We start from the raw sequence: 22,279 nt of genomic DNA, 5'->3' as shown, positions 1-22,279 counted from the left end.
ATTATTTACTAATAATAAAATTGCTTTTTTAGCAATTTGACACTAATAATTGTCAAATTATTTTTCTAGTACGAACCATCTTGACGTTTAATTGTATAAATTTAGAGCTCAGTAATTAAAGGGAAATATTGACCGATTTTTATCTAAAAAAATATAATTTTTAATCAATTTCTTGTCAATGGGTTTTAAAAATATAAAGTCTTATTTTGAGTTTTCAAAGGATCAACGAGCTGGTATATTTTCTTTAGTTGTAATAATACTGTTTTTACAATTGGGTTTTTTCTTTTTTAACGAGAATGTAATTCTAGAGACTGACTTGGGTAAGCAAAAATGGCTTTCCATACAGTCTAAATTTGATGCTTTAAAAAAGGACAAGTCTAAAACACTATTTAAGGTCTATCTTTTTAACCCCAATTTCATTACAGATTATAAAGGCTACAAACTTGGTATGTCAATTCAGGAAATTGATAGATTACTCGCTTATAGAAAAGAGAATAAATATGTAAACTCTGCAAAAGAATTTCAAGCTGTTACTCAAGTATCAGACTCGTTATTGAATAGTATAGCGCCACTTTTTAAATTTCCAGATTGGGTAAATAATAAAAAGGAACGTAAAGTGTATGTAGATTATAAAAACAAGTCGATTGTAAATTTCCCTAAGAAGGAAAAATTAGTTTTAATTGATATCAATAAGGCAACGCAAGAAGATTTGATTAAAATTTATGGTATAGGCGAGGTGATTTCTAAAAGGATATTGATTTTAAAAGAAAGTCTTGGAGGCTTTGTTTCGATGGATCAAATGAAAGACGTTTGGGGTTTATCTCCTGAAGTGATCGCTAATCTTGATTCCCATTTTAAAATTGTTGCTGGTAGTAATTTGAAAAAAGTGAATATAAATAATGCGTCTTTGAAAGAAATGGCTCAATTTCCTTATTTTAAATATCCTTTGGCTAAAGAGATTATTATCTATCGAAGTATGAATGGAAATTTTAATAATATTGAGGATTTAATAAATATTAAGGGTTTTCCTGTTGAAAAAGCAAAAATAATTGCCTTATATTTGGACTTTAATTAGAAGTGTATAATTGAAATGGTTTAAAATTTTTTAATTTACTGCAAAATAGTTGTTTTTGTTGCGTATTTTTCTTTCATTAAATCAGATCTTAGTTATGTAGTTCAAAAAAAAAACTTAAGTCTGAAATATAAAGCCTTTGCTTTTCTTTTCAATCACTTCAATTTATAAAAGTAAAAAAAATATTAAAATACATGGATTCAAATTATTTCACAGAAGAACACCAATTATTTAGAGAGAGTTTAAAAGATTTTTTACAGAAAGAAGTTGTTCCGCATATTGAAAAATGGGAAAAAACGGGGACAATTGAGCGTTTTATATGGAAAAAATTTGGAGAAATGGGTTTTTTCGGAATACGCTATCCTGAGGTTTATGGTGGATTAAACTTAGATTTATTTTACACTGTTATTTTTTTAGAAGAACTTCAAAAAATTAAATCAGCAGGTTTTGCTGCTGCAATGTGGGCACATTCTTATTTAGCGATGACCCATTTGAATGCGGAAGGTGATGAGCGAATTAAACGTGACTATTTAGCGCCAAGTATATCTGGTGATAAAATAGGTGCTTTGTGTATTACAGAGCCCTTTGGAGGTAGCGATGTTGCTGGTATGCGCACGACAGCTGTTAAAAAAGGAGATAAATATATTATTAATGGTTCTAAGACATTCATCACTAATGGTGTTTATGGAGACTATTATGTGGTTGCAGCCAAAACTAGTCCTGAGCTAGGTAATAAAGGGATCAGTATGTTCTTGATGGATAGTAATTTAAAAGGAGTTTCCGCTGTAAAACTGGATAAATTAGGATGGAGAGCTTCGGATACTGCGGAAATTGCATTTGATAATGTCGAAATTCCTGTAGAAAATTTGATGGGAGAAGAAGGAAAGGGGTTTCCTTATATTATGCAGCATTTTGCTTTAGAGCGTTTGATTATGGCGATAAATGGCCATGCTAGAGCGGAGTATGCTATTGATTATACGATCGAATATATGGGGCAACGTGAGGCTTTTGGTAGAACAATCGATAAGTTTCAAGCTTTAAGACATACTTTGGTAGAACATGCTACTGATGTTGAGCACTGCAAAGTGTTTAATTATGCTGCTGTAGCTCGATTGGATAAAGGAGAATATGTGGTTAAGGAGGCTACTATGGCTAAATTAAAATCTACAAAGGTGGCTGACGAAACAATATATAGTTGTTTACAAATGTTAGGTGGTTATGGTTATATGGAAGAGTATCCTTTAGCACGTTTGTTTAGAGACAGCCGTTTAGGGCCAATTGGGGGTGGAACTTCGGAAATTCTTAAAGAGATTTTAGCAAAAATGATAATTGACAAACAAAATTATAAGCCAGCGGTGAAATAAAAGCGAACGAACTAGAGTGATTTAGAAGAGCCAGTTTAGTTATTGGCTCTTTTTTTATGTGTGAAGGATAGAAGCGAAAATCCTTTTATGAAGTGTAACGGAATAAAAGATTGTAGCGGATAGCCTGACGGCAAAAACGGAATGTTGTCTTGGAATGGAATTGTGTTTGGCCGGCACACCAAAAAATAATTGAAATTCATGGTCTGTAATTCAAATTAATGATTACTTTTGCACACTTAACGAAAGGGGGTGTCAATATTATGTTAATTATACCAATTAAAGACGGAGAAAATATAGATAGAGCATTAAAGCGCTATAAGAGAAAATTTGATAAAACAGGAACTGTTCGTCAATTAAGAGCTCGTACTGCTTTTATTAAGCCTTCTGTGAAAAATAGAATTAAAGTTCAAAAAGCAGCTTATATTCAAAACATGAAAGACAACTTAGAAAACTAAGTAGTTCTTTTTACATGATAATTACCGTTAGTCATTAAAGTTTTATAACTTTGATGCTAACGGTTTTTTTATTTTTATATATGGTTACTATTATTGCGGCATTTCGGGATTATTTATTGAAGGAGAAAAAGTATTCTTCACATACGGTAAATGCGTATTTAAATGATGTTTTGAGCTTTCAAACATTTAATACAATAAACTTTGACGAAGAAAATATTGTGCATCTGGGTTATGGTCAAATTAGAAGCTGGATCGTTTCACTTGTCAATGGTGGTTTGTCTAATGTTACTGTCAATAGAAAAATAGCATCTTTAAAAGCTTTTTATAAATTTCTATTAAAGACAAAGCAAATAGAAGTTAGTCCTCTGTTAAAACACAAAGCTTTAAGAATTCCTAAAACGCTTCAGATACCTTTTTCAGAAAAAGAAGTGGTGGAAGTGTTGAGTACTATTGAAAATCCAATAGGTTTTGAAGAAATTAGAAACAAATTGATAATTGATTTGTTTTATACTACAGGTATGCGAAGGGCTGAATTAATTCATCTCAATATTAGTAATGTTAACGTTGAGAATAGTACAATTAAGGTACTTGGTAAGAGGAATAAAGAAAGAATCTTGCCTGTTTTGCCAATTATTAAATCTCAATTTTCTCAATATATAAAGGAGCGATCTGATTTGGAATATATTAAGGATAATGACTTTTTTTTTCTAACAAAAAAAGGGTTAAAATTGAATGAATCTTTTGTGTATCGATTAATAAATTCTTACTTTAGTACTGTCTCGGAAAAAGTAAAGAAAAGCCCGCATATTTTAAGACATACATTTGCGACTCACTTATTGAATAACGGGGCCGATTTGAATTCAGTGAAAGAATTGTTAGGACATTCTAGTTTGGCTTCGACGCAAATTTACACGCACAGTAGTTTGTCAGAGTTGCAAAAAGTGTATAACGATGCTCATCCAAGGAATAAGTTATAATTCAAAATAGTTTAACCATTAAAAAAAAATGATTATGAAGGTAAATGTTCATGCAGTTAACTTTGCAGTTGACGGAAAACTAGTAAATTATGTTCAAGAACGAATGGATAAATTAGAGAAGTATTACGATAAGGTAGTTTCTTCTGATGTTTATTTAAAAGTTGAAAAGACGAGTGACAAAGAAAATAAAATTGTTGAGGTTAAAATTAATGTTCCGGGAGATGATTTTTTAGTAAAAAAACAGTGTAAGACTTTCGAAGAGGCAATAGAACTTTCGGCTGAATCCTTAGAGCGATTGTTGGTAAAAAGGAAAGAAAAGATAAGAGCGCATATATAATATTAAAATTTTTTTAAAAAATGTTTTGATTGAGAGATAAAATCTCTACATTTGCAGTCCGTTAGAAATAGCGGACTTTTTTTATTGAAACTGCCAGCGTAGCTCAGTTGGCTAGAGCAGCTGATTTGTAATCAGCAGGTCGTGGGTTCGAGTCCCTCCGCCGGCTCAAAATAAGCAGCAGTATTGCATTTGGCTAAATGTAATATTAAGATAAAAAAAGAGGGGAGATACTCAAGCGGCCAACGAGGGCAGACTGTAAATCTGCTGTGTAAACTTCGCAGGTTCGAATCCTGCTCTCCCCACAAATTTAGATTAGATAAATCTAAATGAAAGTCTCTGCCGGTGTAGCTCAGGGGTAGAGTGCTTCCTTGGTAAGGAAGAGGTCTCGGGTTCAATTCCCGACATTGGCTCAAGTAAGTAGGAAATTGAAATGAATATATAACTAGATTAAAAATTAAGTAAAATGGCAAAAGAAACCTTTAACCGTAACAAACCCCACTTAAACATTGGAACAATTGGGCACGTGGATCACGGAAAAACTACATTAACTGCGGCAATAACTAAAGTGTTATCTGATGCAGGTTACTGTCAAGCAAAATCATTTGATCAAATTGACAATGCTCCTGAAGAAAAAGAAAGAGGTATTACAATTAATACATCTCACGTTGAGTATGAAACTGCTAATCGTCATTACGCTCACGTTGACTGTCCTGGTCACGCGGATTACGTAAAAAACATGGTTACTGGAGCTGCTCAAATGGATGGTGCTATTCTTGTAGTTGCTGCTACTGATGGACCAATGCCACAAACACGTGAGCATATCCTTTTAGGTCGTCAAGTTGGTATTCCTAGAATGGTTGTATTCATGAATAAAGTGGATATGGTTGATGATGAGGAATTATTAGAATTAGTTGAAATGGAAATCAGAGACTTGTTGTCTTTCTATGAATATGATGGAGATAATGGTCCTGTTGTTCAAGGTTCTGCTTTAGGTGGATTGAACAATGATCCAGTATGGGTTCCGAAAATTCTTGAATTGATGGAAGCTGTTGATGCTTGGATTGAAGAGCCAGTAAGAGATGTTGCAAAACCTTTCTTAATGCCTGTTGAAGATGTATTCTCAATCACTGGTCGTGGAACTGTTGCTACAGGTCGTATCGAAACAGGAGTTGCTAATACAGGAGATCCAGTTGAAATCATTGGTATGGGAGCTGAAAAATTGACTTCTACTATTACAGGAGTTGAGATGTTCCGTAAAATCCTTGATAGAGGTGAGGCTGGAGATAACGTGGGTATCCTTTTAAGAGGTATTCAAAAAGAAGATATTAAAAGAGGAATGGTAATCTGTAAGCCAGGTTCTGTTAAACCACATGATACTTTCAAAGCTGAGGTTTATATCTTGAAAAAAGAAGAAGGTGGACGTCATACTCCATTCCATAATAACTACCGTCCACAGTTTTACGTACGTACAACGGATGTAACTGGAATCATTACTTTGCCTACAGGTGTAGAAATGGTTATGCCTGGAGATAACTTAACAATTGATGTTAAATTATTAAGTCCAATTGCATTAAACGTAGGTTTACGTTTTGCGATTCGTGAAGGTGGTAGAACAGTTGGTGCAGGTCAGGTAACTGAAATTGCATAATTCTATAAAATAAATTTAAACCAGTAACGGCTTAGGTTGTTACTGGTTTTTAATACGGGCGTAGTTCAAGGGTAGAATAGCGGTCTCCAAAACCGTTGATGGGGGTTCGAATCCCTCCGCCCGTGCAAAATAAAATATATCATAATGGCAAAAGTAGTTAATTACATATCAGAAGCATTTGAGGAATTAAAGTCAAATATGACTTGGCCAACATGGGCTGAGGTGCAACGTCTAACGATTGTTGTTGCTATTTTTTCTGTTCTATTCGCTTTGGCAACATGGGGAGTAGATGAGTTTTTTGCAAAAGCATTAGCTGGATTTTTTAACTGGATAAAAGCGTAGTTTTTGTGATGGCAGATAATAATGTAAAAAAGTGGTATGTTGTTCGTGCAGTAAGTGGGCAAGAGAATAAAGTGAAAGCTTACATAGAAACTGAAATCTCTAGATTAGAGATGGGTGATTATGTTTCTCAAGTTCTAGTTCCTACTGAAAAAGTAGTTACTGTAAAAGAAGGAAAAAAAATAATCAAGGATAAAGTTTATTTTCCTGGTTATGTTATGATTGAAGCAAATCTTGTTGGAGAGATACCTCATATTATTAAGTCTATAACTAGTGTTATTGGTTTTTTGGGTGAGACTAAAGGTGGTGAGCCTGTTCCTCTAAGACTTTCTGAAGTTAATAGAATGCTAGGTAAAGTAGATGAGTTGGCAGTTAATACTGATACTCGTGCTATTCCTTTCAATTTAGGAGAAACTATTAAGGTTATTGATGGTCCTTTTAATGGTTTTAACGGAACGGTTGAAAAAATCAATGAAGAAAAGCGTAAACTTGAAGTAATGGTGAAAATTTTCGGAAGAAAAACACCTTTAGAATTGAGTTTTATGCAAGTTGAAAAAGTATAATTTTTGTTACATTACATATAATATCCATTACAATCGCTTCCAAAGATTGTAGTGTTAAATTTTTTAAAAAATGGCTAAAGAAATTAGTAAGGTAGTTAAACTACAAGTTAAGGGAGGTGCTGCGAATCCGTCGCCACCGGTTGGACCTGCTTTAGGAGCTGCTGGGGTAAACATTATGGAGTTTTGTAAGCAATTTAATGCTAGAACTCAAGATAAACCCGGCAAAATATGCCCAGTACAAATTACTGTGTATAAAGACAAATCATTTGATTTTGTTGTTAAAACTCCTCCAGCAGCGGTTCAGTTATTGGAAGCTGCAAAGCTAAAATCTGGTTCAGGTGAACCTAATCGTAAAAAAGTAGCTAGTGTTACTTGGGAACAAATTAGAGCTATTGCTGAAGATAAAATGCCAGACTTAAACGCGTTCACTATGGAAGCTGCGATGAGTATGGTTGCTGGAACAGCTAGATCTATGGGTATAACTGTATCAGGAGATTCTCCTTTTTAATTAAGAGAAAAACATGGCAAAATTGACAAAAAAGCAAAAAGAGGCTGCTTCAAAAATTGAAAAGAACAAACTATATACTTTAAAAGATGCTGCGGCATTAATTAAAGTTGTTTCTTCTGCAAAATTTGATGAGTCTGTTGATATCGCAGTTCGATTGGGTGTAGATCCAAGAAAAGCGAATCAAATGGTTAGAGGTGTGGTAACATTGCCTCATGGAACAGGTAAAGATGTTAAAGTATTGGCATTAGTTACTCCAGACAAAGAAGCGGAAGCTAAAGAAGCTGGAGCAGACTATGTAGGTCTTGACGAGTATTTACAAAAAATTAAAGATGGTTGGACAGATGTTGATGTTATCATCACTATGCCAAGTGTTATGGGTAAATTAGGTCCATTAGGTCGTATTTTAGGACCACGTGGTTTAATGCCAAACCCTAAAACAGGTACTGTAACTATGGATGTTGCAAAAGCTGTTCAAGAGGTGAAAGCTGGTAAAATCGATTTCAAAGTTGATAAAACTGGTATAGTGCATGCAGGAATTGGTAAAGTTTCTTTTGGGGCTGAACAAATTTTTGACAATGCTCACGAAATTATTCAAACATTAATCAAACTTAAACCAACTGCGGCTAAAGGAGTTTACATCAAAAGTATCTACCTTACAAGCACTATGAGTCCAGCTATTGCGCTTGACCCTAAAGCAGTATAATTGGTAGTTAAAAATTTTTAGTATGACTAGAGAAGAAAAATCAATCGCGATTGAAGATTTAACTGCACAGTTAGCTGGTACAAATATTGTTTATATAGCAGATATTTCTGGACTAAATGCAGATACAACTTCAAAGTTGAGAAGAGCTTGCTTTAAAGCAGGTATAAAATTAGAGGTGGTAAAAAACACTTTGCTTGTAAAAGCAATGGAGGTTTCTGAAAATGAATATGGTGACTTGCCTACAGTTTTAACTGGGAATAGTGCTATTTTTATCTCAGATGTTGCAAATGCACCTGGTAAGATAATTAAAGACTTCCGTAAAAAATCGGCTAAGCCAGTTTTAAAAGGAGCTTATATTAATGCTGAAGTTTATATTGGAGATGATCAATTAGATGCGTTAGCAACTATCAAATCTAAAGAAGAGCTTCTTGGTGAACTTATTGGATTACTTCAATCACCAGCACAAAGAATTATCTCTGCACTTCAAAACAAATTTGCTGGAGAAGAGCAAACAGAAGAAGCATAATAAAAAAAGGAGGTTTCCTTCAATTTTATTATTTACAATGCGCACAATAAACAAAATATAATTTTACAAATCATTTTAAAACGATAGAAAAAATGGCAGATTTGAAACAATTCGCAGAACAATTAGTTAATTTAACTGTAAAAGAAGTTAACGAATTAGCAACAATATTAAAAGATGAGTACGGAATCGAACCAGCTGCTGCAGCTGTAGTAGTTTCTGCAGGTGGTGGAGAAGCTGCTGAAGAAGCTCAAACTGAATTCACAGTTGTATTGAAAGAAGCTGGTGCTTCTAAATTAGCTGTTGTGAAAATGGTAAAAGAACTTACAGGTTTAGGTTTGAAAGAAGCTAAAGATGTAGTTGATTCTGCTCCATCAAACGTTAAAGAAGGTGTTTCTAAAGAAGAGGCTGAAGGTCTTAAAAAATCATTAGAAGAAGCTGGAGCTGTAGTTGAATTAAAATAATTCATTCTTAGTTTAGAATTAGGTTTAGGTCTTGGGTTTAGTCGCCTAAAGACCTAAACCATTTTTCGTATAATAAAAGTCTATCTTGTTTTACTGCAAAATAGATTTTCAGATTAAATTCCTTTTACCCATTACGAGGAAAAAAAATTAACAGATAATAAGAAAGTAGTTATCTTAAATTGGTTTTTAAAGATGTAATGGTCGTAAAAGAAAAGTATAAATAAATTCTTGTTTATACACAAAAAATTACTTTTTAATCAAAATTTTGTCCATTGATGATAACAAATCAGACTGAAAGATTGAATTTTGCCTCTACAAAAAATATCCCGAACTATCCAGATTTTCTAGATGTTCAGGTAAAATCTTTTCAAGATTTTTTTCAATTAGAAACTAAATCTGATGAAAGAGGCAATGAAGGACTTTATAATACCTTCATGGAAAATTTTCCAATTACAGATACAAGAAACAACTTTGTATTGGAATTCCTTGACTACTTTGTGGATCCACCACGTTATACAATTCAAGAATGTATAGAAAGAGGTTTAACACATAGTGTACCTTTAAAAGCAAGGTTAAAACTGTATTGTACAGATCCAGAGCACGAAGACTTTGAAACAATTGTTCAAGATGTATATTTAGGAACAATTCCTTATATGACTCCAAGTGGTACCTTTGTAATCAATGGTGCTGAACGTGTTGTTGTTTCTCAGTTACATAGATCTCCAGGGGTTTTCTTTGGACAGTCTTTTCATGCGAATGGAACAAAATTATATTCTGCCAGAGTAATTCCTTTTAAAGGATCTTGGATAGAATTTTCTACAGATATCAATAGCGTAATGTATGCTTATATCGACAGAAAGAAAAAATTACCTGTAACTACTTTATTCCGTGCAATAGGTTTCGAAAGAGACAAGGATATCCTTGAGATTTTTGACCTTGCTGAAGAAATTAAAGTTTCTAAAACAGGACTTAAAAAATATATCGGTAGAAAATTAGCTGCTCGGGTATTAAATACATGGCATGAAGATTTCGTAGATGAAGATACTGGTGAAGTAGTTTCTATCGAACGTAACGAGATAATCCTTGATAGAGATACTATTATCGACAAAGATAATGTGGAAGAAATCATTGATTCTAACGTTAAATCTATTTTGTTACATAAAGAAGATGCTAATCAAGCTGATTATGCTATCATCCATAACACGTTACAAAAAGATCCAACAAACTCTGAAAAAGAAGCTGTTGAGCATATCTACAGACAATTGCGTAACGCAGAACCGCCTGATGAAGAAACTGCTCGTGGTATTATAGATAAATTATTCTTCTCTGACCAACGTTACAACTTAGGTGAAGTAGGTCGTTATAGAATGAATAAAAAACTTGGTTTAGATATCCCAATGGAAAAGCAAGTGCTTACCAAAGAAGATATCATAACTATCGTTAAGTATTTGATTGAATTAATAAATGCAAAAGCAGATATTGATGATATTGACCACTTATCAAACCGTCGTGTTAGAACAGTTGGAGAACAATTGTCGCAACAATTCGGTGTTGGTTTAGCGCGTATGGCTAGAACTATTAGAGAGCGTATGAACGTTAGAGATAACGAGGTGTTTACACCAATAGATTTGATTAATGCTAAAACATTATCATCTGTTATCAACTCTTTCTTTGGAACAAACCAATTATCTCAATTTATGGATCAAACGAATCCACTAGCTGAGATAACGCACAAAAGAAGATTATCTGCACTAGGACCAGGTGGACTTTCGAGAGAAAGAGCTGGATTTGAGGTTCGTGACGTTCACTATACACATTACGGACGTTTATGTCCTATTGAAACACCAGAGGGACCAAACATTGGTTTGATTTCATCTCTTGGAGTTTATGCTAAAGTAAACGGAATGGGATTCATTGAAACACCTTACCGTAAAGTAACTAATGGAGTTGTAGATTTAGAGTCTACTCCTATTTACTTAAGTGCTGAAGAAGAAGAAGGAATGTTAATCGCACAAGCGAATATTGAAATGGACAATTCTGGAAAAATCATTGCCGAAAACGTAATTGCGCGTCAAGAAGGTGATTTCCCTGTTATTGATCCTGCTCAAGTAGATTATACAGACGTTGCTCCTAACCAAATCGCTTCAATTTCTGCATCTCTTATTCCTTTCTTGGAACATGATGATGCGAATAGAGCTTTGATGGGATCTAACATGATGCGTCAGGCCGTACCATTAATTCGTCCTGAAGCACCAATTGTTGGAACAGGTTTAGAGCGTCAAGTTGCTTCTGATTCTAGAGTATTGATCAATGCAGAAGGAAACGGAACTGTTGAATATGTTGATGCTAACATTATCACAATTAAATACGATCGTTCTGAAGAAGAAAGAATGGTGAGTTTTGAATCTGATGAGAAAACATATAATCTAATTAAATTTAGAAAAACCAATCAAGGGACTAGTATTAACTTGAAGCCTATCGTAAGAAAAGGAGATAGAGTTATTCCTGGACAGGTTTTATCTGAAGGTTATGCGACTCAAAACGGAGAGCTAGCTTTAGGTCGTAACTTGAAAGTGGCGTTTATGCCATGGAAAGGATACAACTTTGAGGATGCGATTGTAATTTCTGAAAAAGTAGTTCGTGACGATATTTTTACCTCTATTCACGTTGATGATTATTCATTAGAAGTTAGAGATACTAAATTAGGTAACGAAGAATTGACAAATGATATACCAAACGTTTCTGAAGAGGCTACTAAAGACTTAGATGAAAATGGTATGATTAGAATTGGTGCCGAGGTTAAACCTGGTGATATTCTTATTGGTAAAATTACTCCAAAAGGGGAATCAGATCCTACTCCAGAAGAGAAATTGCTTCGTGCAATCTTCGGGGATAAAGCAGGTGATGTAAAAGATGCTTCATTAAAAGCTTCTCCTTCTTTACATGGTGTTGTTTTAGACAAAAAATTATTTGCAAGAGCAGTAAAAGATAAACGCAAACGTACTCAAGATAAAGATGCTTTAGGCGCTTTAGAAATGGAATTCGAAACTAAATTTGTTGAATTAAAAGACAAATTAGTTGAAAAACTTTTCTTAATCGTAAACGGTAAAACATCTCAAGGTGTAATGAATGATTTGGGTGAAGAAGTTTTACCAAAAGGTAAAAAATATACTCAAAAAATGCTTTATGCTGTTGAAGATTTTGCTCACTTAAGCAAAGGTCAATGGGTTGCGGATGACTCAACTAATAAAATGGTGAATGAATTAATTCATAACTATAAAATTAAGTTGAATGATTTACAAGGTGCATTAAGAAGAGAGAAATTCACTATTACTGTTGGAGATGAATTGCCAGCAGGAATCTTGAAATTAGCTAAAGTATATATTGCAAAAAAGCGTAAGTTAAAAGTTGGGGATAAAATGGCTGGACGTCACGGTAACAAAGGTATTGTTGCTCGTATTGTTCGTCATGAAGATATGCCTTTCCTTGAAGACGGAACGCCAGTTGATATTGTGTTGAATCCACTTGGGGTACCTTCACGTATGAACATCGGTCAAATTTATGAAACGGTATTAGGTTGGGCTGGACAAAACTTAGGTAGAAAATTTGCTACTCCAATTTTTGATGGTGCTTCTCTTGACCAAATTAATGAATTGACTGACGAAGCTGGAGTGCCACGTTTTGGACATACACATCTCTATGATGGTGGTACTGGAGAGCGTTTCCATCAAGCAGCAACTGTAGGTGTGATCTATATGTTAAAATTAGGACACATGGTTGATGATAAGATGCACGCACGTTCTATCGGACCATACTCGTTGATTACACAACAACCACTTGGAGGTAAAGCTCAATTTGGAGGTCAACGTTTTGGAGAGATGGAGGTTTGGGCACTTGAGGCTTATGGAGCGTCAAGTACACTTAGAGAAATCTTGACAGTGAAGTCTGATGATGTAATTGGTAGAGCTAAAACTTACGAAGCTATCGTAAAAGGAGAGTCTATGCCAGAACCAGGATTACCTGAATCATTCAATGTATTAATGCATGAATTGAAAGGTCTTGGATTAGACATTAGATTAGAAGAATAATAATATTTAGTAGTTTTCAGCCTTGATTTTTTCGGGGCTGAATTCTCATTTTTTAAGAGTTTTTAGGATTTATACCCGTAACCCGTTCCGATTTTTTAATGAACTAAATTTAGTTTTTAATTAGCACTTCAAGTCGTTTGAAGTTTAGAGAAGTAAGCCGAGGTAATGTTATAGTCGAAAGTTTGAAAGTCGAAAGTCCAAAGTCGTTTATGACTTTAAAAACTTTATGGCATTTGACTTTAGACTAAAACGAGAATCAATTTTCAATTGCTAATAAATCAATAGTAAAAACTATGATGAATAATAGAAATAATAATAAAGATAAGAATCCTGTAAAAAGGTTTAATAAAATTTCGATTGGTCTTGCTTCTCCAGAATCTATCTTGAAAGAATCAAGAGGTGAAGTTTTAAAACCAGAAACTATCAATTACCGTACGCACAAGCCTGAGCGTGACGGTCTTTTCTGTGAAAGAATTTTTGGACCAGTTAAGGATTTTGAATGTGCTTGTGGTAAATACAAAAGAATTCGTTACAAAGGAATTATTTGTGACCGTTGTGGAGTAGAAGTTACTGAGAAAAAAGTACGTAGAGATAGAGTGGGTCATATCAACCTTGTTGTGCCTATCGCTCACATCTGGTATTTCCGTTCTCTTCCAAATAAAATTGGTTATATCCTTGGTCTTCCATCTAAGAAATTAGACATGATCATTTACTACGAAAGATACGTAGTAATCCAAGCTGGTATTGCTAAAAATGCAGAAGGTGAATCAGTTCAAAGATTAGACTTCTTAACTGAAGAGGAATATTTGAATATTTTAGATACACTTCCTGCTGATAATCAGTATTTAGATGATTTCGATCCTAATAAATTCGTTGCCAAAATGGGAGCTGAATGTATTATGGACTTATTAGCTCGTATTGATCTTGATGAGTTATCTTACCAATTAAGACATAGTGCTAACAATGAAACGTCTAAACAACGTAAAACAGAAGCATTAAAAAGATTACAAGTTGTTGAGTCTTTCCGTGAATCTAACTTGAACCGTGAGAATCGTCCAGAATGGATGATTATGAAAGTAGTTCCTGTTATTCCACCAGAATTACGTCCACTTGTGCCACTTGATGGAGGTCGTTTTGCAACTTCAGATTTAAATGATTTATACCGTCGTGTAATTATACGTAACAACCGTTTGAAAAGATTAATGGAGATTAAAGCTCCAGAAGTGATCTTAAGAAACGAGAAACGTATGTTGCAAGAATCAGTAGATTCATTATTTGACAATACTAGAAAAGCATCTGCTGTTAAAACAGAATCTAACAGACCATTAAAATCATTATCTGATTCCCTTAAAGGTAAGCAAGGACGTTTCCGTCAAAACTTACTTGGAAAACGTGTGGATTATTCTGCTCGTTCGGTAATTGTTGTTGGACCTGAATTGAAATTGTTCGAATGTGGTATCCCTAAAGATATGGCAGCTGAACTATACAAACCTTTTGTTATCCGTAAATTGATAGAAAGAGGTATTGTTAAAACTGTAAAATCAGCTAAGAAAATTATAGATAAGAAAGAGCCTGTAGTTTGGGATATCCTTGAAAATGTAATTAAAGGACACCCAATATTACTGAATCGTGCTCCTACTTTGCACAGACTTGGTATACAAGCGTTCCAACCAAAATTAATTGAAGGAAAAGCAATCCAATTGCACCCTTTAGTTTGTACGGCATTTAATGCGGATTTTGATGGGGATCAAATGGCAGTACATTTACCATTAGGACCAGAAGCTATCCTTGAAGCACAATTATTAATGTTGGCTTCTCATAACATTCTGAATCCTGCAAATGGTGCGCCAATTACTGTACCTTCTCAGGATATGGTTTTGGGTCTATACTATATGACCAAAGAACGTATCTCAACTCCTGAACACATTATATTAGGTCAAGATTTGACTTTCTATTCTGCAGAAGAAGTAAATATTGCATTAAACGAAGGTAAATTAGAATTGAATGCTCGTGTTAGAATTAGAGCTAAAGATTTTAATGATGCTGGAGAATTAGTATATAAAATCATTCAAACTACTGCGGGTCGTGTATTATTTAATGAAGTAGTACCAGAAGCAGCAGGTTATATCAATGATGTATTAACTAAGAAAAACCTTAGAGATATTATTGGTCACGTATTAAACGCGACTAGTGTACCTGAAACAGCAGCTTTCTTGGATAATATGAAAGATATGGGGTATAAATTCGCCTTTAGAGGAGGATTATCATTCTCATTAGGTGATATTAGAATTCCAGAGCAAAAACCAAAATTAATTGCAGATGCTAGAGAGCAAGTTGAAGGTATCTCTGCTAATTATAACATGGGTCTTATTACAAATAACGAGCGTTACAACCAAGTTATTGATGTATGGACTTCTGCAAATGCTCAGCTTACTGAATTAGCAATGAAAAACATTAGAGAAGACCAACAAGGTTTTAACTCAGTGTATATGATGCTTGATTCTGGAGCAAGGGGTTCCAAAGAACAAATTCGTCAGTTAACTGGTATGCGTGGTTTGATGGCTAAGCCTAAAAAATCTACTGCTGGTGGTGGGGAAATTATTGAAAACCCGATTTTGTCTAACTTTAAAGAAGGTCTTTCTATCCTTGAGTATTTTATCTCTACTCACGGTGCGCGTAAAGGTCTTGCGGATACTGCCTTGAAAACGGCGGATGCAGGATATTTAACAAGAAGATTGCATGATGTTTCTCAAGATGTTATTGTTAATATCGAAGATTGTGGAACATTAAGAGGTGTTGAAGTTTCAGCATTGAAAAAGAATGAAGAAATTGTTGAATCATTAGGAGAAAGAATTTTAGGGCGTGTTGCATTGCAAGATGTTATTAATCCTTTAACTAATGAAGTATTAGTACAATCTGGACAACAAATTACTGAGGCAATAATGAAAGTAATTGAAGCTTCTCCAATCGAGAAAGTGGAAGTTCGTTCGCCTCTTGTATGTGAAGCTCCTAAAGGTATTTGTGCTAAATGTTACGGTAGAAACTTAGCTACTGGTAAAATGACACAAAGAGGTGAGGCAGTTGGTGTAATTGCAGCACAATCTATTGGAGAACCAGGTACACAGCTGACATTACGTACTTTCCACGTTGGAGGGGTTGCGGGTGGTATTTCTGAAGAATCTAGCATCGTTACTAAATTTAACGGTAAACTAGAAATTGAAGATTTAAAAACTGTTAAAGGTGAAGACAATGATGGTAATGCAGTTGATATCGTAGTTTCTCGTTCAACTGAATTAAAATTAATTGACGAAAAAACAGGTATTTTATTAAATACTCATAATATCCCTTACGGTTCAAGTATTTTTGTAAAAGACGGTCAATCCGTTGCAAAAGGAGATGTAATCTGTAAATGGGATCCATATAATGGAGTTATTGTTTCGGAATTCACAGGTAAAATTGCTTACGAAGATTTAGAGCAAGGTCAATCATTCATGGTTGAAATTGATGAGCAAACTGGTTTCCAAGAAAAAGTAATTTCTGAGTCAAGAGCTAAAAAATTAATACCTACTTTATTGGTTTACGGTAAAGAAGGTGAATTGATTCGTTCTTACAACTTACCAGTAGGTGCCCACTTAATGGTTGAAAATGGGGAGAAAATTAAAGCAGGTAAAGTATTGGTTAAAATTCCACGTCGTTCTTCTAAATCAGGAGATATTACAGGAGGTTTACCAAGAATTACAGAGTTGTTAGAAGCTCGTAATCCATCTAATCCAGCTGTAGTTTCTGAAATTGATGGTGTTGTTTCTTTTGGAAAAATCAAAAGAGGTAACCGTGAGATTGTTATCGAATCTAAATTTGGTGACATCAGAAAGTACTTAGTAAAACTTTCAAGTCAAATCCTTGTACAAGAGAATGACTTTGTAAGAGCTGGTGTACCTTTATCTGATGGAGCAATCACACCAGATGATATCTTAAGAATTAAAGGACCTGCTGCTGTTCAACAGTATTTGGTTAATGAAATTCAAGAAGTATACCGTTTACAAGGGGTGAAAATTAATGACAAGCACTTTGAAGTAGTAATACGTCAAATGATGCGTAAAGTGAGAGTTCAAGATCCTGGAGATACTTTATTCTTAGAAGATCAATTGATTCATACTAAAGATTTTATCGTTCAAAATGATAAGCTTTATGGTATGAAAGTTGTTGAAGAAGCTGGTGATTCGACTAACCTAAAAGAAGGTCAAATTATAACTCCTCGTGAATTACGTGATGAAAATTCACTTTTAAAACGTAATGATAAAAATATTGTTGTAGCACGCGATGTTATTACTGCTACTGGTACTCCAGTTTTACAAGGTATTACGAGAGCGTCATTACAAACAAAATCATTTATTTCTGCTGCATCTTTCCAAGAAACAACTAAAGTATTAAACGAAGCTGCTGTTGCGGGTAAAATTGATTACTTAGAAGGATTGAAAGAAAATGTTATTGTTGGTCATAGAATCCCTGCCGGAACAGGTATGAGAGAATACGATCACACGATAGTAGGTTCAAAAGAAGATTATAATGATATGATGGCTAATAAAGAGGAATATATTTATTAAGATATGAGTAATTCTAAACAACAACAGGAACAAATTAATATAGAGTTGGATGAAAAAACTGCTGAAGGAATTTATTCCAATTTAGCAATTATTAATCATTCATCTTCAGAGTTTGTTCTCGATTTTGTAAGTATCATGCCTGGTATTCCTAAAGCTAAAGTAAAGTCAAGAATAGTTTTGACTCCGCAGCATGCCAAAAGATTGTTGAAAGCAATTGGAGAAAATATTCATCGTTTTGAACTTGCCCATGGTGAGATTAAAGATACTGAACAACCTCCAATACCGCTGAATTTTGGTCCTGCAGGACAAGCATAATTTTTATTAAAGGCTCCATTTTTATGGAGCCTTTTTTGTTATATCTTATTATTGCAAATGGGATATTCGTAGTAAGTAGTAAATATTTGTTGTTAATGTGAAAATTAGTAGGTCAGTGAACGTACATATTAGCGTTTAAACTGTTCTTTTGTTAGTTAACGAGTTTAAGTGGTGTTCATCGGAAATATTTTTTAAAAGTCTAATGCGGTTGTATTTTTGCTAAAGAATAAGGAGATAAATTAATAATCCTTATTGAAAAACAAAAATTATGATCAATTCAGTAGCTATAAATAACAAGAGAAATTCAATAACATTATTTTTAATGTTTGCTTTTATTTTGTTGTCTAATGTTTCATTTTCTCAAACTCAAATTGTTAATTCTTTAGTATCAAATACTACAGAATCTACTAATGAGGTTAAACAAGAAAATAACAAAGCAGCTAATATGGAATTTGTTCTTTGGTTCATGGGTTCAAAACAAGATCCAAACAGTACAATATCTACTGAGGGTATAAATACAAAAAAACAAATTATGACTTCTGGGTTGGCACCTAATCGTTTATTGATTAAAGCTTTCTTGAAAAAAGCAGTGAATTTTGAAAGTGCTTTAGCATAAACAAAATAAAATTTAAAAGGGATAAAAAAAACGCTAATGTGAATTAGCGTTTTTTTTGTTCTTCTATTTTTTTATAACCTTATTCAAATTCTGATGTAAAAAATAATTTTACACTTGGGTATTTATTTTGAGTCATTTGGATTGTAAAGTCGGAATCAGCTAGAAACACTAATTGTCCGTATTTATCATGAGCTAAGAATTTCTGTTTGATTCTTTTAAATTCTTTAAACTCATTGTTTTTAGCATCATCTGGTTTTACCCAACATGCTTTGTGTACAGGAAAGTTTTCATAAGTACATTTAGCACCATATTCATGTTCTAGTCGGTATTGGATTACTTCATACTGAAGTGCACCTACAGTTCCAATGATTTTACGGTTATTCATTTCAAGTGTGAACAACTGTGCAACCCCTTCATCCATCAATTGATCGATACCTTTATCCAGTTGTTTTGCTTTCATTGGATCTGCATTATTAATGTATCTAAAATGCTCTGGAGAGAAACTAGGGATTCCTTTAAAGCTCATGATTTCTCCTTCGGTTAAAGTGTCGCCAATTTTGAAATTTCCAGTATCATGAAGACCAACGATATCACCAGGATAAGAAATGTCTACGATTTCCTTTTTTTCTGCAAAAAATGCATTTGGACTGGAGAATTTCAAGTTCTTTTTTTGGCGTACATGATAATACGGTTTGTTTCTTTCAAATGTTCCAGAAACAATTTTTATAAAAGCAAGACGGTCTCTGTGTTTTGGATCCATATTTGCATGGATTTTAAATACAAAACCAGACATTTTTTCTTCTTTTGGATCTACTAATCTTGTTTCGGATTCTTTTGGTCTAGGTGAAGGTGCAATAGCAACAAAACAATCCAGTAATTCTCTTACCCCGAAATTGTTCAATGCTGATCCAAAAAAAACGGGTTGTAGTTTACCGTCTAAATAGTCTTGACGATCAAATTTTGGATAAACTTCATCAATCAATTCTAATTCTTCTCGTAAAGTATCAGCAGGTTTTTGGCCTATTATTTTTTCTAATTCAGGGTTTTGAACATCAGAAAAAGCGATTGTTTCTTCAATATTTTTACGATTGTCTCCGCTAAATAAATTGATGTTTTGTTCCCATAAATTATAAATACCTTGAAAGTCATACCCCATTCCTATTGGAAAACTAAGAGGTGTGACAGTAAGTCCTAATTTTTGTTCCACTTCATCCATCAAGTCAAAAGCATCTTTTCCCTCACGGTCCATTTTATTAATAAAAACGATGATAGGAATTTTTCGCATTCTACAAACTGCGACTAATTTTTCTGTTTGTTCTTCAACCCCTTTTGCTACGTCAATTACAACGATAACACTGTCAACAGCGGTTAAAGTTCTAAAAGTATCTTCGGCAAAATCTTTATGTCCAGGAGTATCAAGAATATTGATTTTTTTATCTTGGTAATTAAAAGCCAAAACAGAGGTAGAAACCGAAATTCCTCTCTGACGCTCAATTTCCATAAAGTCACTCGTAGCTCCTTTTTTAATTTTATTATTTTTTACTGCACCAGCTTCTTGAATTGCTCCTCCAAAAAGCAACAATTTTTCTGTTAGTGTTGTTTTACCTGCATCGGGATGCGAGATAATTCCGAAAGTTCTTCTTCTTTGTATTTCTTTTAAAAAGCTCATATTTACTGTAAATAGTTTGCAAAAGTACTATTTATAAATGCTAATAAAAAAAAATGAGGCTCTCTTTTAGAATAGCCTCATTTATATTAGTAGTAATTGGTGTTTACATGTTTATTGACCAAACTGAATATCCATTTGGTGGACATTGTATTTTTACCCATTTGTCGCCTTGAGTTGTCGGTAACCAAGTAGAGTTCCCTGTGAAATCTTTAATTTGTGCATTAACCCAATTGGTAGGAATCCATCTTTCTTGCCAAGTTGATGAATTATTAATATATACAATTAAACCTGGATTTCCATTGTAACCATTTCTTCGAGCAATATATTGATCATTATCAGTATATAAAATAGATGTAGTTCCAGTTGCTTTGTTGTTGTGTATCCAGATAAGGTTATTCAACTTTGTTTTGTTCAACCATTCCTCATAATCTCTATAGAAAATCGTAGGATAACCTTCATGAGTTAAAATGTATGCGTAGGCCAATTCTTTTTTCCATATTTCATCTGTATCATGATTGGTAACAAAAGTAACCGCTTTGTATGGATTTCTTTTCCACATCATGTCGTCATTTAAAAGGTTTAAATTATTCCCATCAAAGGCATCATTCATTTTGTAATAACACGCAAAATCAAATACAGAACTGTTGGCACTGTTTGCCCAATCGTTCAAAGTGTTCACGTTTGAATCCCATAATTCGCCAACCGAGAAACCGCCTACGTTTGAATTCCAGTCTTTAATTACCCATGAACCAAAACCTTTTACATAGTCAAATCTCCATCCGTCAAACTTCATAATGTTTTTGTAGTATTTTCCAACACCATCCGTTCTTAACCACAACCAGTTTTGAACATTCGGGGTTACATGGGCTAAATCTGGAAAACCTCCAAAAGCTCCTTCATCATTATTAGCATAAGCATTTTTATAAAAATCAGCACTTGTTCTTGGAAACTTTCCAGAGGCCACACCTGTAAAGTTGGTGTACGTTTGAGTTCCAGTATATGGATTGTTTTCTAGCTGTCCTCCGCTATTATGATTAAGAACCATATCAGCATACACTTGCATGTTTTCAGTATGCGCTTTTGTAATTAAACTGACCAATTCAGTTTTGGAACCAAAACGTGTTTCAATGGTACCATTTTGATTGTAGTCTCCAAAGTCAAAATAATCTGTAGGGTCATATCCCATTGAATAAGCTCCATTTTGGGCTTTCGAAACAGGTGGCAGCCAAATTGAACCAATTCCAGCATTAGCCCAGTCAGTAACTTTTGTGCTTAGGGTGTTCCACCAGTTTCCACCAGCAGGAACATCCCAATAGAACGCTTGCATCATTACTCCTCCACCTGGATTTGCAACATATTTTCCTGTTGTAGATGTCGTTATTCCAGTACTAAAAGGGTGTCCATCATGGTGTGTGACATCAACTACTTTATCATGAACAATTAGTTCTGTAGAAGTTTTTTGTAATTCATCATTAGGATTACACGAATAAAATCCTATAAATAAGGAAGCTAGTAGGTAAAATTTAATTTTTTTGATTTTCATAAAATGGTTAATTTGGGTTAATTAATAGATTCAGGGTGATTTTTATATATTGGTTTTTTAGCATAAATAGTAGTATTTATTTATATAATCAGTTTTTTTAGTTGCTTTTTATTAAGAATTATATTGATATTTGGCTAATTTATATAAATTTAAGACAGTTTAACTGTAGTGGTTGCGATTTACGTTACGATAACGTAATAGTGTTGACAACTTATTTGTATTTTGTTAAAAATGAGCGATTTGGTTCAATTTAAGTCAGGTGTTCTGTTTTTCAGGTTGAAAGATGGGTTTGCTTTAGCTTCTTGTTTGCGGAAAATTAGAATACTTAGGCAGTGAAATTACAGGAGGGATGTTTTAATTCTTGTTGATTGAGATTCGATTTTAACTAGTAGTCGTTGCAGTAATGTAATATAATTCTATAGAAGAATAGTGCTGCTATAAAATTTTGTTAATACTAGTGAGGAAACTTGTATTATGTAATTGAATTGTTA

At 33.8% G+C, this 22,279-nt stretch carries 18 protein-coding genes and 4 tRNA genes; 20 read left to right on the top strand and 2 right to left on the bottom strand.

Features of this window, described 5'->3' with window-relative positions:
• The first annotated feature begins 178 nt into the window (after positions 1 to 178).
• The 20 genes from AB3G36_RS00305 (at position 179) to AB3G36_RS00210 (ending at position 18,576) form a co-directional block, all read left to right on the top strand.
• Positions 179 to 1,075, top strand: a complete 897-nt coding sequence (locus AB3G36_RS00305; RefSeq protein ID WP_367754871.1) for a ComEA family DNA-binding protein — start codon at positions 179 to 181, stop codon at positions 1,073 to 1,075.
• A gap of 191 nt (positions 1,076 to 1,266) precedes the next feature.
• Entirely contained in the window at positions 1,267 to 2,436 is a 1,170-nt protein-coding gene (locus AB3G36_RS00300; protein ID WP_367754869.1) for an acyl-CoA dehydrogenase family protein, read from the top strand.
• 260 nt (positions 2,437 to 2,696) lie between these two features.
• Positions 2,697 to 2,891 (top strand): 30S ribosomal protein S21, encoded by a 195-nt coding sequence (gene rpsU / locus AB3G36_RS00295; RefSeq protein WP_007137807.1) that lies wholly within the window; start codon positions 2,697 to 2,699, stop codon positions 2,889 to 2,891.
• Between the two features lie 80 nt (positions 2,892 to 2,971).
• A complete protein-coding gene (locus AB3G36_RS00290) occupies positions 2,972 to 3,868 on the top strand; it encodes a tyrosine-type recombinase/integrase (RefSeq protein WP_367754867.1) in 897 nt (298 codons plus the stop codon).
• Positions 3,869 to 3,902: 34 nt separating this feature from the next.
• Positions 3,903 to 4,205, top strand: coding sequence for a ribosome-associated translation inhibitor RaiA (gene raiA, locus AB3G36_RS00285; protein WP_367757973.1), 303 nt, complete (start codon positions 3,903 to 3,905; stop codon positions 4,203 to 4,205).
• Between the two features lie 92 nt (positions 4,206 to 4,297).
• Positions 4,298 to 4,371, top strand: a tRNA-Thr gene (locus AB3G36_RS00280).
• Between the two features lie 55 nt (positions 4,372 to 4,426).
• Positions 4,427 to 4,507: transfer RNA gene (locus AB3G36_RS00275), tRNA-Tyr, on the top strand.
• Between the two features lie 36 nt (positions 4,508 to 4,543).
• Positions 4,544 to 4,615, top strand: a tRNA-Thr gene (locus AB3G36_RS00270).
• A gap of 53 nt (positions 4,616 to 4,668) precedes the next feature.
• Positions 4,669 to 5,853, top strand: a complete 1,185-nt coding sequence (tuf, locus tag AB3G36_RS00265; RefSeq protein WP_367754865.1) for an elongation factor Tu — start codon at positions 4,669 to 4,671, stop codon at positions 5,851 to 5,853.
• Between the two features lie 54 nt (positions 5,854 to 5,907).
• Positions 5,908 to 5,978, top strand: a tRNA-Trp gene (locus tag AB3G36_RS00260).
• A 19-nt stretch (positions 5,979 to 5,997) separates the two neighbouring features.
• Positions 5,998 to 6,195: a preprotein translocase subunit SecE gene (gene secE, locus AB3G36_RS00255; RefSeq protein WP_367754863.1), complete on the top strand. Its 198-nt coding sequence runs from the start codon at positions 5,998 to 6,000 to the stop codon at positions 6,193 to 6,195.
• A gap of 8 nt (positions 6,196 to 6,203) precedes the next feature.
• A complete protein-coding gene (nusG, locus tag AB3G36_RS00250) occupies positions 6,204 to 6,755 on the top strand; it encodes a transcription termination/antitermination protein NusG (protein ID WP_367754861.1) in 552 nt (183 codons plus the stop codon).
• Between the two features lie 70 nt (positions 6,756 to 6,825).
• Positions 6,826 to 7,263 (top strand): 50S ribosomal protein L11, encoded by a 438-nt coding sequence (rplK, locus tag AB3G36_RS00245; RefSeq protein ID WP_367754859.1) that lies wholly within the window; start codon positions 6,826 to 6,828, stop codon positions 7,261 to 7,263.
• A gap of 13 nt (positions 7,264 to 7,276) precedes the next feature.
• Positions 7,277 to 7,966, top strand: coding sequence for a 50S ribosomal protein L1 (gene rplA, locus AB3G36_RS00240; RefSeq protein ID WP_367754857.1), 690 nt, complete (start codon positions 7,277 to 7,279; stop codon positions 7,964 to 7,966).
• A gap of 22 nt (positions 7,967 to 7,988) precedes the next feature.
• On the top strand, positions 7,989 to 8,492 hold the full coding sequence (gene rplJ, locus AB3G36_RS00235) for a 50S ribosomal protein L10 (protein WP_367754854.1): 504 nt from the start codon (positions 7,989 to 7,991) through the stop codon (positions 8,490 to 8,492).
• A gap of 92 nt (positions 8,493 to 8,584) precedes the next feature.
• Positions 8,585 to 8,953 carry a 50S ribosomal protein L7/L12 gene (rplL, locus tag AB3G36_RS00230; protein ID WP_026708579.1) on the top strand — a complete coding sequence of 123 codons (369 nt, stop codon included), beginning with the start codon at positions 8,585 to 8,587 and terminating at the stop codon, positions 8,951 to 8,953.
• Between the two features lie 275 nt (positions 8,954 to 9,228).
• Positions 9,229 to 13,041: a DNA-directed RNA polymerase subunit beta gene (gene rpoB, locus AB3G36_RS00225; RefSeq protein ID WP_367754852.1), complete on the top strand. Its 3,813-nt coding sequence runs from the start codon at positions 9,229 to 9,231 to the stop codon at positions 13,039 to 13,041.
• A gap of 293 nt (positions 13,042 to 13,334) precedes the next feature.
• Positions 13,335 to 17,645 carry a DNA-directed RNA polymerase subunit beta' gene (rpoC, locus tag AB3G36_RS00220; protein WP_367754850.1) on the top strand — a complete coding sequence of 1,437 codons (4,311 nt, stop codon included), beginning with the start codon at positions 13,335 to 13,337 and terminating at the stop codon, positions 17,643 to 17,645.
• Positions 17,646 to 17,648: 3 nt separating this feature from the next.
• Positions 17,649 to 17,960: a DUF3467 domain-containing protein gene (locus tag AB3G36_RS00215; protein ID WP_331578288.1), complete on the top strand. Its 312-nt coding sequence runs from the start codon at positions 17,649 to 17,651 to the stop codon at positions 17,958 to 17,960.
• A gap of 268 nt (positions 17,961 to 18,228) precedes the next feature.
• A complete protein-coding gene (locus AB3G36_RS00210) occupies positions 18,229 to 18,576 on the top strand; it encodes a hypothetical protein (protein WP_367754848.1) in 348 nt (115 codons plus the stop codon).
• A 79-nt stretch (positions 18,577 to 18,655) separates the two neighbouring features.
• Here AB3G36_RS00210 and AB3G36_RS00205 read toward each other — a convergent pair whose 3' ends face one another.
• Positions 18,656 to 20,245 carry a peptide chain release factor 3 gene (locus AB3G36_RS00205; protein ID WP_367754846.1) on the bottom strand — a complete coding sequence of 530 codons (1,590 nt, stop codon included), beginning with the start codon at positions 20,243 to 20,245 and terminating at the stop codon, positions 18,656 to 18,658.
• Between the two features lie 103 nt (positions 20,246 to 20,348).
• The gene (locus AB3G36_RS00200) at positions 20,349 to 21,788 is read right to left on the bottom strand and encodes an alpha-amylase (RefSeq protein ID WP_367754844.1); all 1,440 of its coding nucleotides are present in this window, start codon (positions 21,786 to 21,788) and stop codon (positions 20,349 to 20,351) included.
• Positions 21,789 to 22,279: the final 491 nt, after the last annotated feature.

It is taken from the genome of Flavobacterium sp. WC2430, from assembly GCF_040822075.1.
GTDB lineage: Bacteria > Bacteroidota > Bacteroidia > Flavobacteriales > Flavobacteriaceae > Flavobacterium.
This window is presented reverse-complemented; position numbering and strand designations above follow the sequence as displayed.